At 64.5% G+C, this 15,713-nt stretch carries 15 protein-coding genes; 5 read left to right on the top strand and 10 right to left on the bottom strand.

Features of this window, described 5'->3' with window-relative positions; all coding sequences use genetic code 11:
• Window positions 1-83: 83 nt before the first annotated feature.
• Entirely contained in the window at window positions 84-614 is a 531-nt protein-coding gene (locus AArc1_RS03180) for a hypothetical protein (protein ID WP_117362874.1), read from the top strand.
• A 117-nt stretch (window positions 615-731) separates the two neighbouring features.
• Here the strand turns inward: AArc1_RS03180 and argS are convergent, their stop codons facing one another.
• Entirely contained in the window at window positions 732-2,519 is a 1,788-nt protein-coding gene (gene argS, locus AArc1_RS03175) for an arginine--tRNA ligase (protein ID WP_117362873.1), read from the bottom strand.
• Between the two features lie 181 nt (window positions 2,520-2,700).
• On the opposite strand from argS, the gene AArc1_RS03170 reads away from it, so the two are divergent.
• Window positions 2,701-3,126, top strand: a complete 426-nt coding sequence (locus AArc1_RS03170) for a hypothetical protein (protein ID WP_117362872.1) — start codon at window positions 2,701-2,703, stop codon at window positions 3,124-3,126.
• A 6-nt stretch (window positions 3,127-3,132) separates the two neighbouring features.
• Here AArc1_RS03170 and AArc1_RS03165 read toward each other — a convergent pair whose 3' ends face one another.
• The 5 genes from AArc1_RS03165 to AArc1_RS03145 all read right to left on the bottom strand — a co-directional run bounded on the left by AArc1_RS03165 (window position 3,133) and on the right by AArc1_RS03145 (window position 7,296).
• Window positions 3,133-3,669 carry an NUDIX domain-containing protein gene (locus AArc1_RS03165; protein ID WP_117362871.1) on the bottom strand — a complete coding sequence of 179 codons (537 nt, stop codon included), beginning with the start codon at window positions 3,667-3,669 and terminating at the stop codon, window positions 3,133-3,135.
• Window positions 3,670-3,695: 26 nt separating this feature from the next.
• Window positions 3,696-4,799, bottom strand: coding sequence for a threonine synthase (locus AArc1_RS03160; protein WP_117362870.1), 1,104 nt, complete (start codon window positions 4,797-4,799; stop codon window positions 3,696-3,698).
• A 2-nt stretch (window positions 4,800-4,801) separates the two neighbouring features.
• Window positions 4,802-5,761, bottom strand: coding sequence for a succinylglutamate desuccinylase/aspartoacylase family protein (locus AArc1_RS03155; RefSeq protein WP_117365759.1), 960 nt, complete (start codon window positions 5,759-5,761; stop codon window positions 4,802-4,804).
• An 83-nt stretch (window positions 5,762-5,844) separates the two neighbouring features.
• Window positions 5,845-6,954 carry a CAF17-like 4Fe-4S cluster assembly/insertion protein YgfZ gene (gene ygfZ, locus AArc1_RS03150; RefSeq protein WP_117362869.1) on the bottom strand — a complete coding sequence of 370 codons (1,110 nt, stop codon included), beginning with the start codon at window positions 6,952-6,954 and terminating at the stop codon, window positions 5,845-5,847.
• A 39-nt stretch (window positions 6,955-6,993) separates the two neighbouring features.
• Window positions 6,994-7,296 carry a DUF6432 family protein gene (locus AArc1_RS03145; RefSeq protein WP_117362868.1) on the bottom strand — a complete coding sequence of 101 codons (303 nt, stop codon included), beginning with the start codon at window positions 7,294-7,296 and terminating at the stop codon, window positions 6,994-6,996.
• 122 nt (window positions 7,297-7,418) lie between these two features.
• Here AArc1_RS03145 and AArc1_RS03140 point away from each other — a divergent pair, with 122 nt between their 5' ends.
• The 3 genes from AArc1_RS03140 to AArc1_RS03130 all read left to right on the top strand — a co-directional run bounded on the left by AArc1_RS03140 (window position 7,419) and on the right by AArc1_RS03130 (window position 9,218).
• Window positions 7,419-8,303 carry a DUF7093 family protein gene (locus AArc1_RS03140; RefSeq protein ID WP_117365758.1) on the top strand — a complete coding sequence of 295 codons (885 nt, stop codon included), beginning with the start codon at window positions 7,419-7,421 and terminating at the stop codon, window positions 8,301-8,303.
• Window positions 8,304-8,483: 180 nt separating this feature from the next.
• Window positions 8,484-8,870, top strand: a complete 387-nt coding sequence (locus tag AArc1_RS03135) for a DUF5611 family protein (RefSeq protein WP_117362867.1) — start codon at window positions 8,484-8,486, stop codon at window positions 8,868-8,870.
• 159 nt (window positions 8,871-9,029) lie between these two features.
• A complete protein-coding gene (locus AArc1_RS03130; RefSeq protein ID WP_117362866.1) occupies window positions 9,030-9,218 on the top strand; it encodes a hypothetical protein in 189 nt (62 codons plus the stop codon).
• A 42-nt stretch (window positions 9,219-9,260) separates the two neighbouring features.
• Here the strand turns inward: AArc1_RS03130 and AArc1_RS03125 are convergent, their stop codons facing one another.
• From AArc1_RS03125 to pyrH, 4 genes are all read right to left on the bottom strand, one after another.
• Window positions 9,261-10,763, bottom strand: a complete 1,503-nt coding sequence (locus tag AArc1_RS03125) for a heme-binding protein (RefSeq protein WP_117362865.1) — start codon at window positions 10,761-10,763, stop codon at window positions 9,261-9,263.
• A gap of 354 nt (window positions 10,764-11,117) precedes the next feature.
• Window positions 11,118-12,959, bottom strand: coding sequence for a site-2 protease family protein (locus tag AArc1_RS03115; RefSeq protein ID WP_117362864.1), 1,842 nt, complete (start codon window positions 12,957-12,959; stop codon window positions 11,118-11,120).
• Between the two features lie 116 nt (window positions 12,960-13,075).
• Window positions 13,076-14,830: a lysine--tRNA ligase gene (gene lysS / locus AArc1_RS03110; protein WP_117362863.1), complete on the bottom strand. Its 1,755-nt coding sequence runs from the start codon at window positions 14,828-14,830 to the stop codon at window positions 13,076-13,078.
• Window positions 14,830-15,552: a UMP kinase gene (pyrH, locus tag AArc1_RS03105; protein WP_117365757.1), complete on the bottom strand. Its 723-nt coding sequence runs from the start codon at window positions 15,550-15,552 to the stop codon at window positions 14,830-14,832. The genes lysS and pyrH overlap by 1 nt, the downstream gene beginning before the upstream one ends.
• Window positions 15,553-15,713 lie beyond the last annotated feature (161 nt).

The raw sequence follows: 15,713 nt of genomic DNA, 5'->3' as shown, positions 1-15,713 counted from the left end.
AGAAACTCGGTCGGTCGGCACGTATCGTGTCTCGAGACAGTACGAGCTAATTACTAATCCCGGTCACGCTGGAGCGGTCGAGCATGGAGCGACGAAAAATCCTCCTCGGCAGTGGAGCAGCGCTCGCGACCGTGCTTGCGGGCTGTACCAGTACCGAAACAGACGAAGAATCGCCCGACGAAGACGACGATGGTGGCTTCGACGACGGAGCCGACGATGCCAGCGACGAGTACGACGACGGAGAAGACTACGATGACGATGACGACGATGAAGAAGTGCCCGGCATAGAAGGTGTCAAAGACATCAGCACCGACAGCATGTCGGTCGTCGAAGTCGAACACGCCACGGAGGCACTCCACGTCCTCATCGAGACCGACACCACCGACACCGAGAAGCTCTACGCGGAGCTGAAGTACGTAGCCGACGACCTCGCCCACGCGGTCGTCGACCGCGACGTCTTCGAAAGCGAAGTCGAGACCATCGAGTTGGCTCTCGAGCACGGAGGCAGTCGCGTGTTCGCGGTGTACATCGACGTCGCCTGGGTGATGGAGTTACTCGACGGCTACATCACCGAAGAGGAGCTGGCGGCGAAGGTCCGCGATACGAAGCACTGAGCCGTTCGGCCCGGTTCACGGCTACGACGGCGCTGTGCTGTCGCTTTTTCGAACCCAGATCGTCGACAAGCGGTGCGCCCGGTCAGTTCGTGTGTCTTGGACGTGTCCGTTGTCCAGCTACATCGACCGTGGAGCGGCCACGCCGAGGATCTCGAGGGCGTTCGCGACCGTGTGCTTCGAGGCGGCTACGAGCGCGAGGCGTGCCGCCCGGAGGTCGGGGTCGACGTCGTCGGCGAGCACCGGACACTCACGATAGAAGCCGTTGAACCGGTCGGCGAACTCACGCGTGTAGGTCGCGATCTGGTGGGGCTCTAAGTCGTCTGCGGCCTCGTCGACGACGGCTGGGAACCGAGCGATCGTCTCGAGCAAGTCGCGTTCGGCGTCGGTGTCGAGCAGGTCGGCCTCGAGGGCGTCGAGTTCGATGTCCTGATCTGCGAGATCGGTTTCTGGGTCGAGGCCAGCCTCTTCTAAGATGCCACAGCAGCGGGCGTGGACGTACTGGACGTACGGCGCGGACTGAGCCTCGAAGTCGAGTGCGCGATCCCACTCGAACGTGATCGCCTTCGTCGGCTGTTTCGAGACGATATCGTAGCGAACGGCACCGATGCCGACCTGGTGAGCGATGCGCTCGATGTCCTCGTCGTCTAAGTCGTCGTCACGGATGCGGTCGTCGAGTCGGTCCTCGACTTCGCCACGGGCGCGGTCGATGGCCTCGTCGAGCAAGTCGTCGAGATCGACGCCGGTGCCGCGGCGGGTCGACATCTTCCCCTCGGGCAGGTTGACGTAGGAGTACAGCACCTGCTCGAGTGGGTCGGTGTCGTTGCCGAGGAGGTCGAGGGCCGTCCGGAGTTGTCTGGCCTGCAGCTTGTGGTCCTCGCCGAGGACGGTCACCGCGCGGTCGTACTCGTCGAACTTCCACTCGTGGTGGGCGAGGTCTCGGGTCGCATAGAGGGAGGTGTCATCAGAACGCAGGAAAACGAGGTTCTTATCGATGCCGTGGGCCTCGAGTTCGAGCTGCCAGGCGTCTTCCTCGTAGACTGCCTCGTCGAGTTCCTTGAGGCGCGAAACGAGGTCGTCGGTGTCGCCGTTGCGCATGAATCGAGTCTCTTTGATGAACTCGTCGAACTCAGCAGGGAGCCGACCGAGACACGCCTTCATCCCCGAGAGGACCTGGTCGACGACCTCGCTGACGCGTTCATAGGCGTCCTCGTCGCCCTCCTCGAGGCCCTGCATGATCGACTCGATCTCGGCTTCTGCTGCCTCGACTTCCTCCTCGCTTGCGTTCTCGAGGAACGCGTTGCCCGTGCGGTAGTAGCGAACGAGGTCGTACTCGATACAGTCGCGTTCTGGGTCGTCCTCGAGGTCGTCCTCGTCGAACGTCTCGTAGGCCCACGTGAAGACGGCCATCTGCCGGCCGGCGTCGTTGACGTAATAGTGGCGGGAAACGTCGTAGCCGGCGTACTCGAGCAGGGTCGCGACGGCGTCGCCGATGATCGGGTTCCGCGCGCGGCCGACGTGGACCGGTCCCGTGGGGTTTGCGCTCGTGTGCTCGACGACGACCGACGTGTCGCGGTCTGTGAGTGCGCCGTAGCCCTCGTCGGTCGCGGTTTCGAGCGTCTCGCCGAAGTAGGCATCGCTCGGCAGGAAGTTGAGATACGGCCCCTGGGTCTGAATCTCGGAGACGTAGGCTACTTCGTCGACGTCGATCTCCTCGGCAATCTGTGCAGCGACCTGTGGCGGTGCCTGGCCCGCCTCGCCGGCCAGTCGGAACGCGACGCTCGAGGCGAGGACGCTCTCGACGTCCGCCGGCGGTTCTTCGATCCCGAGGTCGTCGGTGGGAAACTCGAGTGCGGAGAGCGCCCCCTCGAGGGCGTCTTCGACCTCCGCGCGTAGGGAGAGGAACATACCCGCCCGTATTCAGGGGTCGGCTAAAGGAATGTCGGGTTCCGTCGCCGGTATCGGCCCTGTCGATCGGTCACCGTCGGCTTCAGTCGTGCGTGGGCGTGGCTGTATCGCGGTCCTGGCGGTGTCAGATAGAAACGGGACCATTTATACCGGACGATCGGAAGCGTAAACCGACCAACGTATGGGACCACTACAGCGGACACGACGAACGGTCAGTGCTGGACTCGCAACGCTCACATCGGGACGATTCGGAACGAGTCCGTACGAACTTCACGTCGTCGATCGGCAAACTGACGACGCGATCGCGAACTACCACGGACACTGGCATGGCAGCCTCCCGTCGATTCCGGTCGGAGAATCCGTGACGCTCGAGCCCGTCGTCGAAACGGCTGACGGGACCGAACTCAGCCTCGGTGCGGACGAACGCTACCGAGTCGAGGTGGCGGTCGTCGACGAGTCGATCGCGGACGGCGAGTCCCACGGGGACCACGTCACCGTCACGGGAGCGTCCCCCGGCGAAACCGCAGTCGCCTTCCGTCTCCTCTCCGAGGGCGACCTCGAGTGGGAGACGTCGGAGGCGATCGACATCGACGTGCTCCCGGAATAGCGCCTATCAGGCAAACCGGGCTGCTGCGGCACGGAATCGTCGTTCGTGGATCGGGCGGAACTGTTCGTCGGAGGCGTCGAACTCACTCGGCGTCCAGAAGCGTGCGTCGCTCGCGTCCGTCCCGGCCTCCGGAACACCCTCGGCATGGGCGCGCTCGACGAGGTAGTGGATCGTCACCACGTGCTTGCCGCCACGGGGCGGCAGGCTCGTCGCGTCGAGGATCTCGAGCGCTGCGGGATCGACCGAGACGCCGGTTTCTTCCTCGAGTTCTCGTGCAGCGGCGACCTCGGGGTCTTCGCCAATCTCCATGTGGCCGCCGGGGAGCGTCCACTCGCCGACGCCCGGTGGAATACCGCGTTCGACACAGAGTACGGCGGGCTCGGCAGCCGAGGCGTCGACGACGGCGACCCCGGCACACGGCACCGGATTGTGCCAGATCACGATCTCACAGGTCGGACAGCGTTCGCGCTCGCGACCGTCGGCGACGATCGGTTCGACGGAATCACCACACCGGGGGCAGAACTCGGCAGGTCGGCTGACCATCTACGGGACAATGAGGGATGGGGCTATCAAAGCGTTTTCAATCCGCTTCCAGTCAGGGCCACGACGACGTCGGCGTCAGGGGCGATGATTCCGTCGTCACGATAGCGCTCGAGGGCGGCCGGCGCGACGGCACAGGTGGGTTCGACGTAGAAGCCACCGCGATGGAGTCGATCGAGGGCGGCCTCGATCGGGTCGTCGCCGAGGGCGATGGCGTCGCCGTCGGTCGCCTCGATCGCCTCGAGGATCTCGTCCTGGCGCGCGGGCGCTTCGATCTGGATGCCGTCGGCGATGTCTGTCTCGGCGTCACTCTCGCCGAGGGGATCGTAGCCGAGAGCATCAACGATGGGCGCGTGGCCGGCCGCCTGGGCACCGAGCAACCGCGGCATCTCGTCGACGATTCCGGCGTCGTTGAGCAACCGGAAGCCACGGTAGGCACCGAGAAAGAGCGTGCCGTGGCCGATCGGGAGGACGACGGCGTCGGGAACGGTCCACTCCCGCTGGGCGGCGACCTCGAAGGCGAACGTCATCGTTCCGGCGTAAAAGGCCGGGTTCCAGGCGTGGCTGGCGTACCATCCGTCGCCGGACTCGACCGCGTCGATGCAGGCGTCGGTGACGTCCTGGCGAGAGCCCTCGACGCGAACCGGACGGGCACCAGCGCGCTGGATCGCCATCAGCTTCGACTGTTTGACGTCCGCGGGCACGTAGATATCCGCCTCGAGCCCGGCGCGTGCGGCGTACGTCGCGATGGCTGCTCCGGCGTTGCCCGAGGAGTCCTCGAGCACCGTCTCGACGCCGAGTTCGACCGCCCGCGAGAGCGTCGTGGTCGCACCGCGGTCTTTGAACGAGCCCGTCGGGAAGACGTACTCGAGTTTGAACGCCGCGTTCCAGTCGGGCGCGTCGACCAGCGGCGTAAATCCCTCGTGAAAGGTAACGTGCGGTTCGATCGGGAGGAACTCGAAGAACGTCCAGAGGCCGTCGCTCGTATCCAGACGGGCGAGCGGAAGCGGGTCGCCCTCGGGATACGGCCGGTCGGCGAACTCGAGGGCGCTGCCACAGCCACACCGCCAGGGCTCTTCGGGTTCGGCGACGTACGTCGTCCCGCAGGCGGGACAGGAAAGATCCGAGGGCATGGTCAGAACGAGTCCACGTCGGTGCCGACCGAACAGACGTACTCGCCGGTGGCGACCTGTGGAAGCCGTCGCGTCCGCCAGAGGATGCCGTCACTGTCGGCAGTGATCGTCGCCTTCGACTCGCCGAACGGCGTCGTCACCTCGAAGATCGGCTCTCCGCGGGCGACTCGCTCGCCGAGTGCTTTCTGCATGTCGACGAGTCCGCCAGCGGGTGCGCCGTACTGCTCGAAGCCGGTCGCACGGGTCTGGGACTCGAGGTCGGAACTCTCCTCGAGGAAGCCGTAGTGACGGAGGACGTTGAAGACGCCGTCGACGCCCTTGCGGATGCTCGTCTCGTCCCAGCCGACGCAGCCGCCGAGTTCGGGATCGACGGTCGGGACCCCCTTGTCGGGAGCGACCCGAGCGAGCTGGCCGTCGGGTCCCTTCTGGTCGAGTACGTACCCACAGCCGAAGGCCTTCGCGAGCTCGAGACATTGCTCGTGGAGCCGGTGGCGTCGCCCACAGCGGACCCGAACCTCGTCGATCATCCGGCTGGTCGAGCCCTGATGGAGATCGAGAATCAGGTCAGCCCGAGTCGCGGCGTCGAACGTCGCCGCCGCGATGCGCTCGCTCGAGGTGCCGTTGTCGTTACCGGGATACGCCCGGTTCATCTTCGTGTCGTCGATCGGGTTCCGATGTTCTGCGACCTGGAACGCGTGGTAGTTGACGATCCCGACGATCAGGATCGTACCAGAGAGCGAAGCGGGATCGAGCTGGGGGACAACCCGCTGGATCACGCCGACACCGTTCAGTTCGTCTCCATCGCTGGCTGCCTGCATGTAGAGCGTCTTGCCCGACTTCTCGCCGTTGATCACGGCTACGGGGAGTCCGACCGGGCTTCCGTCTCGAGTCTCGCCGACCTCGAGACGGCCCGTATCGATCTCTCCAGGGCCCGCACTCGCCGTTCCGAGCGTCGTCGTCATGTCCGTCACGACGGACCGATCCACCATTATACTGTCCTTTGTCCCCAACCCGGCCGGGAGTCACGCGAAAACCGAATGCACGACTACTGGTATGACGGGAGCCTGGCAGACCGCTCCGAACCCTCGACGAACGGGAGCTCGGTTCGCGTTGCCGGGACGTCCTCGCCACCGACACGAACCGAGAGTGACTCGGCCTCGAGGTCGAACTCGACGAGCGCGAGCGCGATCACTGTCTCGAGCAGCGGGCTCTCTCCGGTCTGCGTTACTTCACCGACCGTCGCATCGCCGTCGAACACCGCCGCGCCAGCCTGCGGGATCGATACTTCGACATCGTCGGCTGGCTCTTCGAGGGTGAGCCCGATCAGACGCTTACTCGGCTGGCCACGGTTTTCGACGCGGGAGACGACCTCTTGGCCCACGAAACAGCCCTTCTCGAAGTCAACGGCGGTTCGCAGGCCGAGGACGTTCGGAATCGTCCCCTCGAGTTCGGTCTCGAACAGCGGCGTGCCGGCCTCGAGACAGAGGCTTTCCCAGGTCCGGTAGCCAAACGGGGCGGCGTTGATTCCCTGGGTCTCGAGGGTGTCGTAGACGAGTTCGGCCTCGTCAGTATCACAGACGACCTCGTAGCTCTCCTCCCCGGTGAGCGCGTCGGTTCTGACGACGGTGACGCCCGCGTCGGCCATCGTCCCGCGGACGAAGGTAAAACGCTCGTCGGGCGAGGCAGCCCCATTGAGGACGCTCGCGACTTTCTCGGTCGCGTGCGGACCGGACACTCGGAAAATCGCGTACTCGTCGGTCGCGACGCGGATCTCGACGTCCTGGATGAACACCTTCTCGGACCAGTCCGCGGCAAGCGACTCGGCTTCGCCCGGTGGAACGAACAGGAGGAGTCGCTCGCCGGCGTTGTAAACGTAGAGTTCGATCTCGATTCCGCCCCGCGGATCGAGTACGAGCGCGTAACAGCCTCGCCCGTCCTCGTCCGGCACGCGGTTCGAGACGACGTTGTCGACGTACTCGAGTCGGTCCTCACCCTCGACGACGACCACGCCGTAGGCGGCCTCGAGCAGGCCGACACCGTTTCGAACCGCACGGTGGGCCCGCTCCGGCCGGCCGTAGTGGTCGACGACCGTTCGGCCGCCGCGTTCGCCGAACGTCGCCCCGTGGTCGGCGTGGATACGCTCGATGACACTCATGCATACGTCCTCGGGCCTGAGCGTATCAGGCGTTTCGATTCAGAAAGGAAATCGCTCGCGCAGCCAGTCGCCGATCGTCGGTGCAGTGTCGTCCTCGTCGGTCGGCCGGTCGGGGACGACCCGCTCGTCCGGTTTGATGACTGTCTGGCCCGTGTCGGACTCGACGACGATCAGGCCGTCGGCTTTCAGCGTCGAGAGGGCCGACTCGAGGTCGTCGATATCTACCTCGACCGCTGCTCGGAGTTCGAAAACTGTCAGTCCCTCCTCGGCGCGGTCGACGAGGGTATCGAGTACCGCCACTTCTGTCCGCTCGCGGTCCCGGTACTCCGGCTTGGCTCTCATCCATGCGGTACTTCGTCGACCCGGGATTTGACGTTTGTCGTCTCGAGGACGGTGACGAGACAGGTCGACGACACCTCGGCCAGCGGTACGTTTTTTATAGCCAGAATCGGTACGATGGCACAATGGTCCTGCGATGTTCGCTGCTCGGACACGACTACGGTGACTCCGAAGTCGAACGCGAGCGCGAGGAACGGGGCAGCGAAGTCGTCGTAACCGTCCAGGAGTACGAAGAGTGTACCCGCTGTGGCGACCGGAATGTCATCAGCGAGAACACCGAAGTAAAGAGTCTCTCCGGAACGGCCACCGACCGACCCACCACCCCCAAACCCGATGCCGAGACAGCACCGACAGCAACCGAAATCGACGACACTGTCCAGTCGGACGGAACGGACGCCGAGATTATTGGCTCGAGCGACGATAGTGGCGAGTTCGTCGACGACGATAGAAGCGGCGTCACGATCGAGGACGACGACCCGATCGAGTCCCAACCCGCGGTCGCGTCCGACCACGCCACCGACGCGAACGACGAGCCAGTTACCGACGACGGCGAGATCCTCGTCGACGACGAAGACGACGGTGACGACGGCCGTGAGCCCGGCGAGTGGCCCGACTCGTCCGACGTCGGCCCACCCGTCGGTGCCGAAAACGAGCCGACCGAGTGGCCCGACCGCGAGGGCGAGCAGGCTGAAGACGCCGTCGTCTTAGAACACAGTGACTCGGCCGAGACGGCAGCCGGCGCCGACACAGTCGCAACGGACGCCGAGATCGTCGATGAGGGGCCCGAGCCGACTCCGGAGACGACGGCGGCGTCAGGCTCCGGCATCGAACGCGCCGAGTCCATCCCGACACCGGGCGAAACCGGCGTTCGACGGACCGACGATGGGCCGACGGAGTTTTACTGTCCTCGCTGTGAGTTCGTCGAATCAGACGACCGCGGCTCGCTCCGGGCGGGCGACATCTGCCCCGACTGCCGGAAAGGCTACCTCGGCGAACGACCGCTCCAGTAAGGCGGTCACCCTCCGCTCGGTACCGACCGCACACTCCCAAGCGTGGTGGCGCGACTGTCACCGATCCGCTCGATCGTCGGTTGCTACAGTCTCCGCCTCGAGCGGCGATTTTGAACCTGTTGGGCGTACAAAACGTCGGCTATGAAAAGAGGTAAACACCCTGCCGTGTATCTCGAAGGCATGAAGGAGTACAAGATGCGTCGCGGTGAATATCTCGAGGAGCGAATTCCTGACATGGAAGCATCCGTCGAGGACTACTTCGGCCCCATCACGGACACCGAGGAGTTCAACGGAAGCGACCTCTACGTCGTTGGCGAACCCGACAACCCCGTCTTCGAGAAGATCGTCGTCGGTGCCGTCGAGTACTCCGGCAAGAAGGACAAACTCGCCGTCGAGTTCCACGAACGCGATCCGACGGAACTCGGTCCGGACGAACTCGAGGCGGCCGCCGACGCCGTCGACGCCAAAAACGACTTCCTGCTCGAGGCCACCGGCCGGGACGCAAAGGCCCGACGCGACTCGCTGAAGCGGTCCGTCGAAGACGATCCGGACCACGACGTCGCCTGATCGGGCGACGACTCCGACGTAACTCTTCTCGGGTTGACTCGCTGGCGAGCGACGCACGGCGTCGGGTGGTGGCAACGCTACCAATCTGGGACCTACCGAGGGGTGTGATACCTCCGAGGCTTCGAAACCGCTAAGCCCGAACTCTCGAATACGCAAGTAATGGAGCTTACCGCGTTCCTGTTCGCGACCGCGGTCGCCCACGTCGGGTTCGCGGTCTTCGTCACCGGTCACGCCTATCTGACCGATCAAGAGGCCGGTAACTGGCCGTACATCACGCTCGCGCTGGGGCTTGCTGGCGTCGCTGGCTACTTCTTTTACGACGAGTGGTCGGAATCGGGTCGGATTTGATCCGACACCGTTGCCCAGCAACAACTCAAGAAGCGTCCGATCTCAGGCCAAAAAGACGTGTCGCGGTCGGTCAGCAAGAACGTCGCGGCCGTACTCGACGGTGTCGGAGAAGGCGTCGCTGCGGAAAAAGGCCATCGCGTCCTCGCGAGAGTCCCACCGGCTGGCGATGAACATATCGTTTTCGTCCTCACGGTTGATCAGCAGGTTGGACTTGCGGTGGCCGTCCATGTCGGCGAGGAGCCCGCCGACCTCCTCGAAGGTGCCAACGAAGTCCTCGCGGTAGTCGGGTTTGACCGTGTAAAACATTCCCATCGTCCCCCAGGAGTCGCCGTCGTCACCGGCCTGACGGACGACGCCGGGTAGCTCCGAGAGGAAGCCGGCAGCCGTGTTCGCTGCCCGGTCGGTCTCCCAGAGGCTGACGACGGCCGTTTCGGCCTCCTCGTCGTGTTCGGGTTCGTAGACGGCCGTCATCACGTGCGTGTCGTAGTGGTCGAAGTTGGTTCGCAGCCCGTCGACCTCCTCGAACAGCTCGGCCGGATCGGCCTCGGAGTAGAGGACGACCGCGTGGACGTCCTCGCCGTGGGGCTTGCCCGCGTAGACGCCCATCTCCTCGAGTTCGCCACGGACATCGTCGCCAGCGACGCTACTCGGTGGGCCGCCCGCGTCGCCGTCGCCGTGGCCGTGGCTGTGCTCGTCAGCGTCTTCAGCGTGACCCTCGGCGTGAGGGTGTCCACCCGTCTCGCTCGAGTCGTCGTCTTCGGCCGGGACGGCCTCACCAGCCATGTACGCCTCGAGGTCGTGGGGATCGAAGCGGCAACCGACGTAGAAGCGGCCGAACTCGGCGTACTTCGAGGTCGATGGGTCAAAGCGCATCTCTGCGAGCAGGTTCTTGATGTTCGCGGGGTCGTTGGCGAACAGCGAGACGCTCCACTCGTAGTCGTCGAAGCCGATGCTCCCGGCGGTGATCTGGCTGACTTTCCCGCCGTAGCTGCGGCCGATGTCGCCGTGGGAGCTCATGTGCTCAGAACGCTGGTCGAACGGGAGGTCGTACCAGTTGAACTCCGGCTGCCGGCGTTTCTCCATCGGGTAGAAGTTGACGTACTCGGCGTCTGGAATCTGTGGGTAGAGTTTCTGGTCGAGGTACCGTTTGAGGCCGGCGTTTTCGACCTCCTCATCCTCCTCGAAGTAGGCTTCGGTGACATAGTCGGAGACCTCCGCGACCGAGACGTACGAGTCGGCTCGCTCGGTGAACTCGGCGAAGGCCGTCTGGTCGAACCGACGACCGACCTGTTCGACGTCAGCCATCGTTGGCCGGATGTGCATGAACAACAGGTCGGTCTCGTGACCGAGCATGGCGAACATCGCCGAGTCGCCGTCTTCGGCATCGTCGACCGCCTCGCAGTCGGCGAGGAAGGCACGCCCCTCCTCGAGTGCGCGTTCGCGGACGTGATCGGGAGCCGCCCGCCAGGCGTCCCAGTCGACGGTCCGGAAGTCGTGCAAAATGTACCAGCCTTCTTTCGTACGCGGTGGTGTCCGTCGCTCCATGATCGCGCGTTAGGACGCGACCGATAAGAAGGAACTGCTTCTGCCGTTCAGTCGCACCCGTCGAACGGCGGGTCGTCGGGTATTCGGGCGGAAATCGACCGACGCTGCCGACCGAATGCATTTACCTCACCCAGTTAACCCGAGTGTCACTGCAGAAATGCGGGCCGCCGAAGGGGCTCATCGACTAACTCGTCCCCGAGTTGCTATAAAACCCGATACGGCTACGAATATCTCAGAGAGAGCAGCGACGGCCACTGGGAGCTGTCTTACGGGTCTGTCTACGGGTTCGAGCAGGTCGAAGAGACGCTCGAGGAGTTCTACGACCGCCTCGGCGTCGACGACGAGGCGTGAGCGCTAGCCGGCGAGTAGCCCCGGTCCGAACAACATCAGGAGGAAACTGGCGAGCATCGTCAGCCCAACTGTGGTCGTCACCACTCTGACCATCCCACGAGTCGCCTCGATCGGCAGCCGGGAGACGACCGCTTCCGTGCTCGTCCGAAGGATGTGCCCGCCGTCTAAGGGGAACGCCGGGATGAGGTTGAAGAAGCCGAGCTGGACGTTGATCCAGCCGGTCCAGAACAACAGGTTTGCGATCACGAAAACCGTCCCGTCGCCGAGTGCAGCGAGTGACCCCTGCACCTCATAGAAGTTCTCGACGCCACCCGTGAAGCCGGCGAAATTAAACGGCAACATACCGACGACGCCGATAATCGGCAATAGTAACGCCAGGCCGATCTTTCCGAGGAACGAGTCGGTGACGGCACCGAAACTCCCCTCACCGGAGCCACCGAGCATTACCAGATACTCTTCTGCGGGATACAGTTGGACGCCGATCGCGGAGAGATCGAGTCCCGATGTGCCGGGGTTCGGCTCGACGCCGAGGAACGCATTGCCAGCCTGCTGGGCGTGTTCGTCGAGGGTGACCGTCTCTTCGATGCGTTCGTCATCGACGTAGCCGGTGATGGCGATTTCGTCGCCCGGCTCGCGTTCGCCGAGTATCGACGTCAGGTCACTATAGGTGTGGGTACGCTCACCGTCGACGGCGGTGACGACGACAGGGGCTTCAGTCGCGCCGAGTGCCGACTCGAGCGGGCCGTCCTCGACGAGAGTGACGGCCGCGCCGATGGGAACGTCACGCTCGACCAGTTCGTCTTCCCCGTCGGGGGAGACCGTCAGCGTAACGACCTCGTTGTCACCGACCGCCTCGTAGAACTGGTTTTCCGTTGCGACCTCCTGGCCGTTGACGGCGACGACTGCATCGCCGATGTCGAGTCCCGTCGGACCGTTGTCCATCGCTGCGGTAACGAGCAGCGAGCGCTCGACGCTCGCGGTCTCCTCATCGTTTACCTCGACGTCGATCACCTCGCCGTCGGCGGCCTCGAGTCGATCCTCGAGGTCGTCGTTGCCCTCGACAGGATCGCCGTTGATCGCTGTGATCCGATCATTGGGTTCGATACCAGCATCAGCGGCGGGTGAGTCAGGGGCGATGCCGCCGACGGCCGCTCCCGGTGCGACGGCGATCGAACCCGCGATCGGGCCGAACAGCAGCGCAAACACGAGTATCGTCACCGCGAAGTTCGCCGTCACTCCGGCCGCGAACATCCGCGTTTGACCGCCTCTCGAGGCGTCTTTGCTGCTTTCGTGATCCGGTTCGACGAACGCGCCGATCGGGATGATCGCGAGCATCGCGACGCCCATCGAGTTGATATCGATGTCTTCGACGCGACAGAGCAATCCGTGGCCGCCCTCGTGGACGACGAGGCCGACGAGCAGCCCGAAGACGATACCTGGCGCGGCCGACAGCGGTAAGAAGTCGTTGACGCCGGGGATTACGAGAACGTTCCGCGGCTGTTGGACGTCGGTCGCTGGCTGTGGCGATGTGAGCGCTGCGATGGCCGCAAGCAACAGGAAACCGAACATCGCGACCATGACGACGAGCGAGATGCCGATGCCGAAGTTCGCCCACGCACGCCAGAACCGTTTGGGGCCGGAGAGCCAGTCGAGAAACGCACGGCCACGTTTCGTGTGGAACGTGAGGATCGGCCCCTGTGTGCCGACGTAACTCGGCAGCAGATTCGCGTTTCTGAGCGCGAGGACTCCGGCCCAGTAGACGAACAGCCCGAGCAGAATCCACGTGATCGTCTCGGAGCCGAAGAGTTCGGGGGGTGAAATAAACGCAGGGACGCCGTACTCCATCTATCCCTACTCAGGGAGGCGCTTTCAAATGGCTTTTGTCTCTCGAGTTGTCGAAGGCGAGTCGGCGATCGGACCTGCCACCCGGTCGCCACACGAGAAAAAAACGGCTGCTGGGACTACGTTTCCCGGCGTAATCGGTCGACGACGAACTCGCGATCGACCTTCGCGAGGAACGGACCGAGCTTCGGCCCCTGTTCCTCGTCGAAAAAGAGCCGGTAACCGGCCCCGAAGAAGTCGCCGACCGGGACGTCGTGGCGCTTTGCGGTTTCGTAGATTTCGCCCTGAAGCGCGTCCGGCTCGAGGTCGTCGGCCGCCGCGACGAAGTCGGCAAGTTCGTCGAGCGCCGCCTCAGTTGCGGCATCGAACTCGTGATCTGGGAGCGTCGTCCGCTTGAGTTCGTAGTCGAACTCGTTGCCCGTTCGCCGGGCCCAGTTTCGGGCGCGGTCGACACGGGCGAGTGCGCCCTCGACGGCCCACTCGGGGGCGTCGTCGGCGATGTGTCCTTCACGGCGGGCGATTTCTTCGCGCAGGTCGGGATCATCGGTCATGCCGAGGACGGCAGCGAAGGTGTAGGGAAGCCGAATTCGGTCTTCTCGAGGCTCGCTTTCGCGCTCACTGGTGCGCTCGTTTTCGGCGGCTGAAGCCGCCCCGTCCACGACGAGCGGATAGACACGCTCGGCGAACTCGCGTTCGTCCTCGCTTGCCTCGACGTCACCGAAGTAGATCGCCTCGAAGCGGTCGAACTCGTCGACCAGCTGGTCTAAACGCTCGACACTAAAGTCGCGGGCCTTCGAGGGATCTTTGGCGAAGAAATAGCGCAGGACTTCGGGTTCGATCAACTCGAGAACGTCCGAGACGAGGATGACGTTCCCCGCAGACGACGAGAAGGGCTCGCCGTCGAGCGTGAACCACTCGTAGACCATCGGGACGGGCGGTTCGGTCTCGAGGACGGTTCTGGCCACGTCCTGACCGCTGGGCCAGGAACCCTCGGCATGGTCCTTGCCGAACGGTTCGAAGTCGACGCCAAGCATCTGCCACTGGCCGGGCCACTCGAACCGCCAGGGCATCTTGCCTTCGCGGATCGTCGCCGTGCCCTCGTGGCCACAGCCGTCGATCGTCTGATCGCCGGCGTCCATATCCGTACAGACGTAGTCGACGGTCGGCGGCTCGGCGTCCAGGTCGACGTCAGTGACGGTTTCGGTCACCTTTCCACACTCCGCACAGATCGGGTTGAACGGGACGTAGTCGCCGTCGGCGTCCACCTTGTCCTGGTACCTCGAGAGGACGTCGCGGGCACGGTCGGCGTGCTCGAGGACGTACCGAGTGACCTCGTCGAACGCTCCTGTCTCGTAGAGCTCGGTGTTCGAGAGGAGGTCGATCGGCACGTCGACGGCGTCGGCGCTATCGGCGATGATCTGTGAGAAGTGCTCGCCGTAGGAGTCACAGCAGCCGAAGGGGTCGGGGATGTCCGTGTAGGGCGCGCCGAGATTCCGGCCGAGCGCGCCAGCGTTGACGTCGCCTAAGTCGACGAGGGTGCCCTCGAGATCACAGAGCGTTCGCGGGAGCCCGCGGAGCGGGTCGCGGTCGTCGGCGGTGAAGACCTGACGGACCTCGTATCCGCGTTCTCTGAGGACCTCCGCGACGTAGTACCCGCGCATAATCTCGTTGACGTTGCCGAGGTGGGGAACGCCCGATGGGGAGATACCACCTTTGACGACGATGGGTTCCGTGGGAGTCCGCGCTTCGATTCGGTCGGCGACATCGTCCGCCCAGAAGGCGTGGTGTTCGTCCCCGTCGTCGCGCTGGAGCGTGTAGGGACTCGCGTCCGTGTCGTCGGCCGTCTCAGGTTCGTCGGCGTTCTCGTCTCTCATCAGTCGTTTTGGGCCCAATACGTCGGTTCTTCGCCGGCACCCTCCGGGACGACGTCGGTGCCGTCGTGATCGCCGTAACGGACGGCGCGAGCGATGCGTTCAGGGTCGGTGCCGTCGAGGACGATCGTCCGCATTCCCGAGCGCTCGATGATCTTCGCCGCGAGCAAGTCGACGGGGGCCGAGGCACCGGCGTTCATCTCGAGGCCGGCGATGACGTCGACGAGTTCGGTCGCGGTGAGCTCTGCGTACTTCGTCGCGTCGTCGTCCTCGTTGGGATCGGCGCTGAAGACGCCGGGAACGCTCGTCGCGTAGACGAGCAAGTCGGCATCGACGTATTCAGCGAGCGCAGCTCCGACGGCGTCCGTCGTCTGGGCCGGTGCGACGCCGCCCATGACCGAGACGTCTCCCTGCCGGAGCGACTCGCCGGCTTCCTCGTAGTCCTCGGCGGGCGCGGTGATCGTCTCCTCGCCGAGGGCGGCGATGAGCAACCGTGCGTTGAGTCGCGTAACGTCGATTCCTAGCTGATCGAGTTCGATCTCGTTAGCCCCCAGCTCGCGTGCGGCACCGATGTACTCGCGGGCGACGCCGCCGCCCCCGACGACGGCACCGACCCGACAGCCGTCCGCGACGAGGTCTTCGACGACGGCCGCGTGCTCGGCCACCCGATCCCCGCCCGGCTCGGGCACGAGCACGCTTCCGCCTATTGAGACGACCACTTTCATACTAATCCGGTGTAGCCGGGTTGCTCTCTTAAGGATTGTCAACTGGCCGGCGGCCGTAGCGTGCGAGCACGAGCCACTCTCAATCTCGAGAGCGACCTCGAGCGAACAGGCCAGCGTTTCTCCATCGCGTTCGAGCTGGGTTCTGAACGGCTTCGGGAGCG

This window comes from Natrarchaeobaculum sulfurireducens (assembly GCF_003430825.1).
GTDB lineage: Archaea > Halobacteriota > Halobacteria > Halobacteriales > Natrialbaceae > Natrarchaeobaculum > Natrarchaeobaculum sulfurireducens.
The sequence above is the reverse complement of the archived record's forward strand: the minus strand, read 5'-3'. Positions and strand labels throughout refer to the sequence as shown.

Bases quoted from the DNA above. Each gene is read 5' to 3' on its own strand.
- argS (WP_117362873.1), bottom strand. From the start codon at position 2,519: ATGTTCCTCTCCCTACGCGCGGAGGTCGAAGACGCCCTCGAGGGGGCG.
- AArc1_RS03140 (WP_117365758.1), top strand. From the start codon at position 7,419: ATGGTCCTGCGATGTTCGCTGCTCGGACACGACTACGGTGACTCCGAA.
- pyrH (WP_117365757.1), bottom strand. From the start codon at position 15,552: ATGAAAGTGGTCGTCTCAATAGGCGGAAGCGTGCTCGTGCCCGAGCCG.
- AArc1_RS03125 (WP_117362865.1), bottom strand. From the start codon at position 10,763: ATGGAGCGACGGACACCACCGCGTACGAAAGAAGGCTGGTACATTTTG.
- AArc1_RS03115 (WP_117362864.1), bottom strand. From the start codon at position 12,959: ATGGAGTACGGCGTCCCTGCGTTTATTTCACCCCCCGAACTCTTCGGC.
- AArc1_RS03170 (WP_117362872.1), top strand. From the start codon at position 2,701: ATGGGACCACTACAGCGGACACGACGAACGGTCAGTGCTGGACTCGCA.
- AArc1_RS03145 (WP_117362868.1), bottom strand. From the start codon at position 7,296: ATGAGAGCCAAGCCGGAGTACCGGGACCGCGAGCGGACAGAAGTGGCG.
- lysS (WP_117362863.1), bottom strand. From the start codon at position 14,830: ATGAGAGACGAGAACGCCGACGAACCTGAGACGGCCGACGACACGGAC.
- AArc1_RS03165 (WP_117362871.1), bottom strand. From the start codon at position 3,669: ATGGTCAGCCGACCTGCCGAGTTCTGCCCCCGGTGTGGTGATTCCGTC.
- ygfZ (WP_117362869.1), bottom strand. From the start codon at position 6,954: ATGAGTGTCATCGAGCGTATCCACGCCGACCACGGGGCGACGTTCGGC.
- AArc1_RS03180 (WP_117362874.1), top strand. From the start codon at position 84: ATGGAGCGACGAAAAATCCTCCTCGGCAGTGGAGCAGCGCTCGCGACC.
- AArc1_RS03160 (WP_117362870.1), bottom strand. From the start codon at position 4,799: ATGCCCTCGGATCTTTCCTGTCCCGCCTGCGGGACGACGTACGTCGCC.
- AArc1_RS03130 (WP_117362866.1), top strand. From the start codon at position 9,030: ATGGAGCTTACCGCGTTCCTGTTCGCGACCGCGGTCGCCCACGTCGGG.
- AArc1_RS03135 (WP_117362867.1), top strand. From the start codon at position 8,484: ATGAAGGAGTACAAGATGCGTCGCGGTGAATATCTCGAGGAGCGAATT.
- AArc1_RS03155 (WP_117365759.1), bottom strand. From the start codon at position 5,761: ATGACGACGACGCTCGGAACGGCGAGTGCGGGCCCTGGAGAGATCGAT.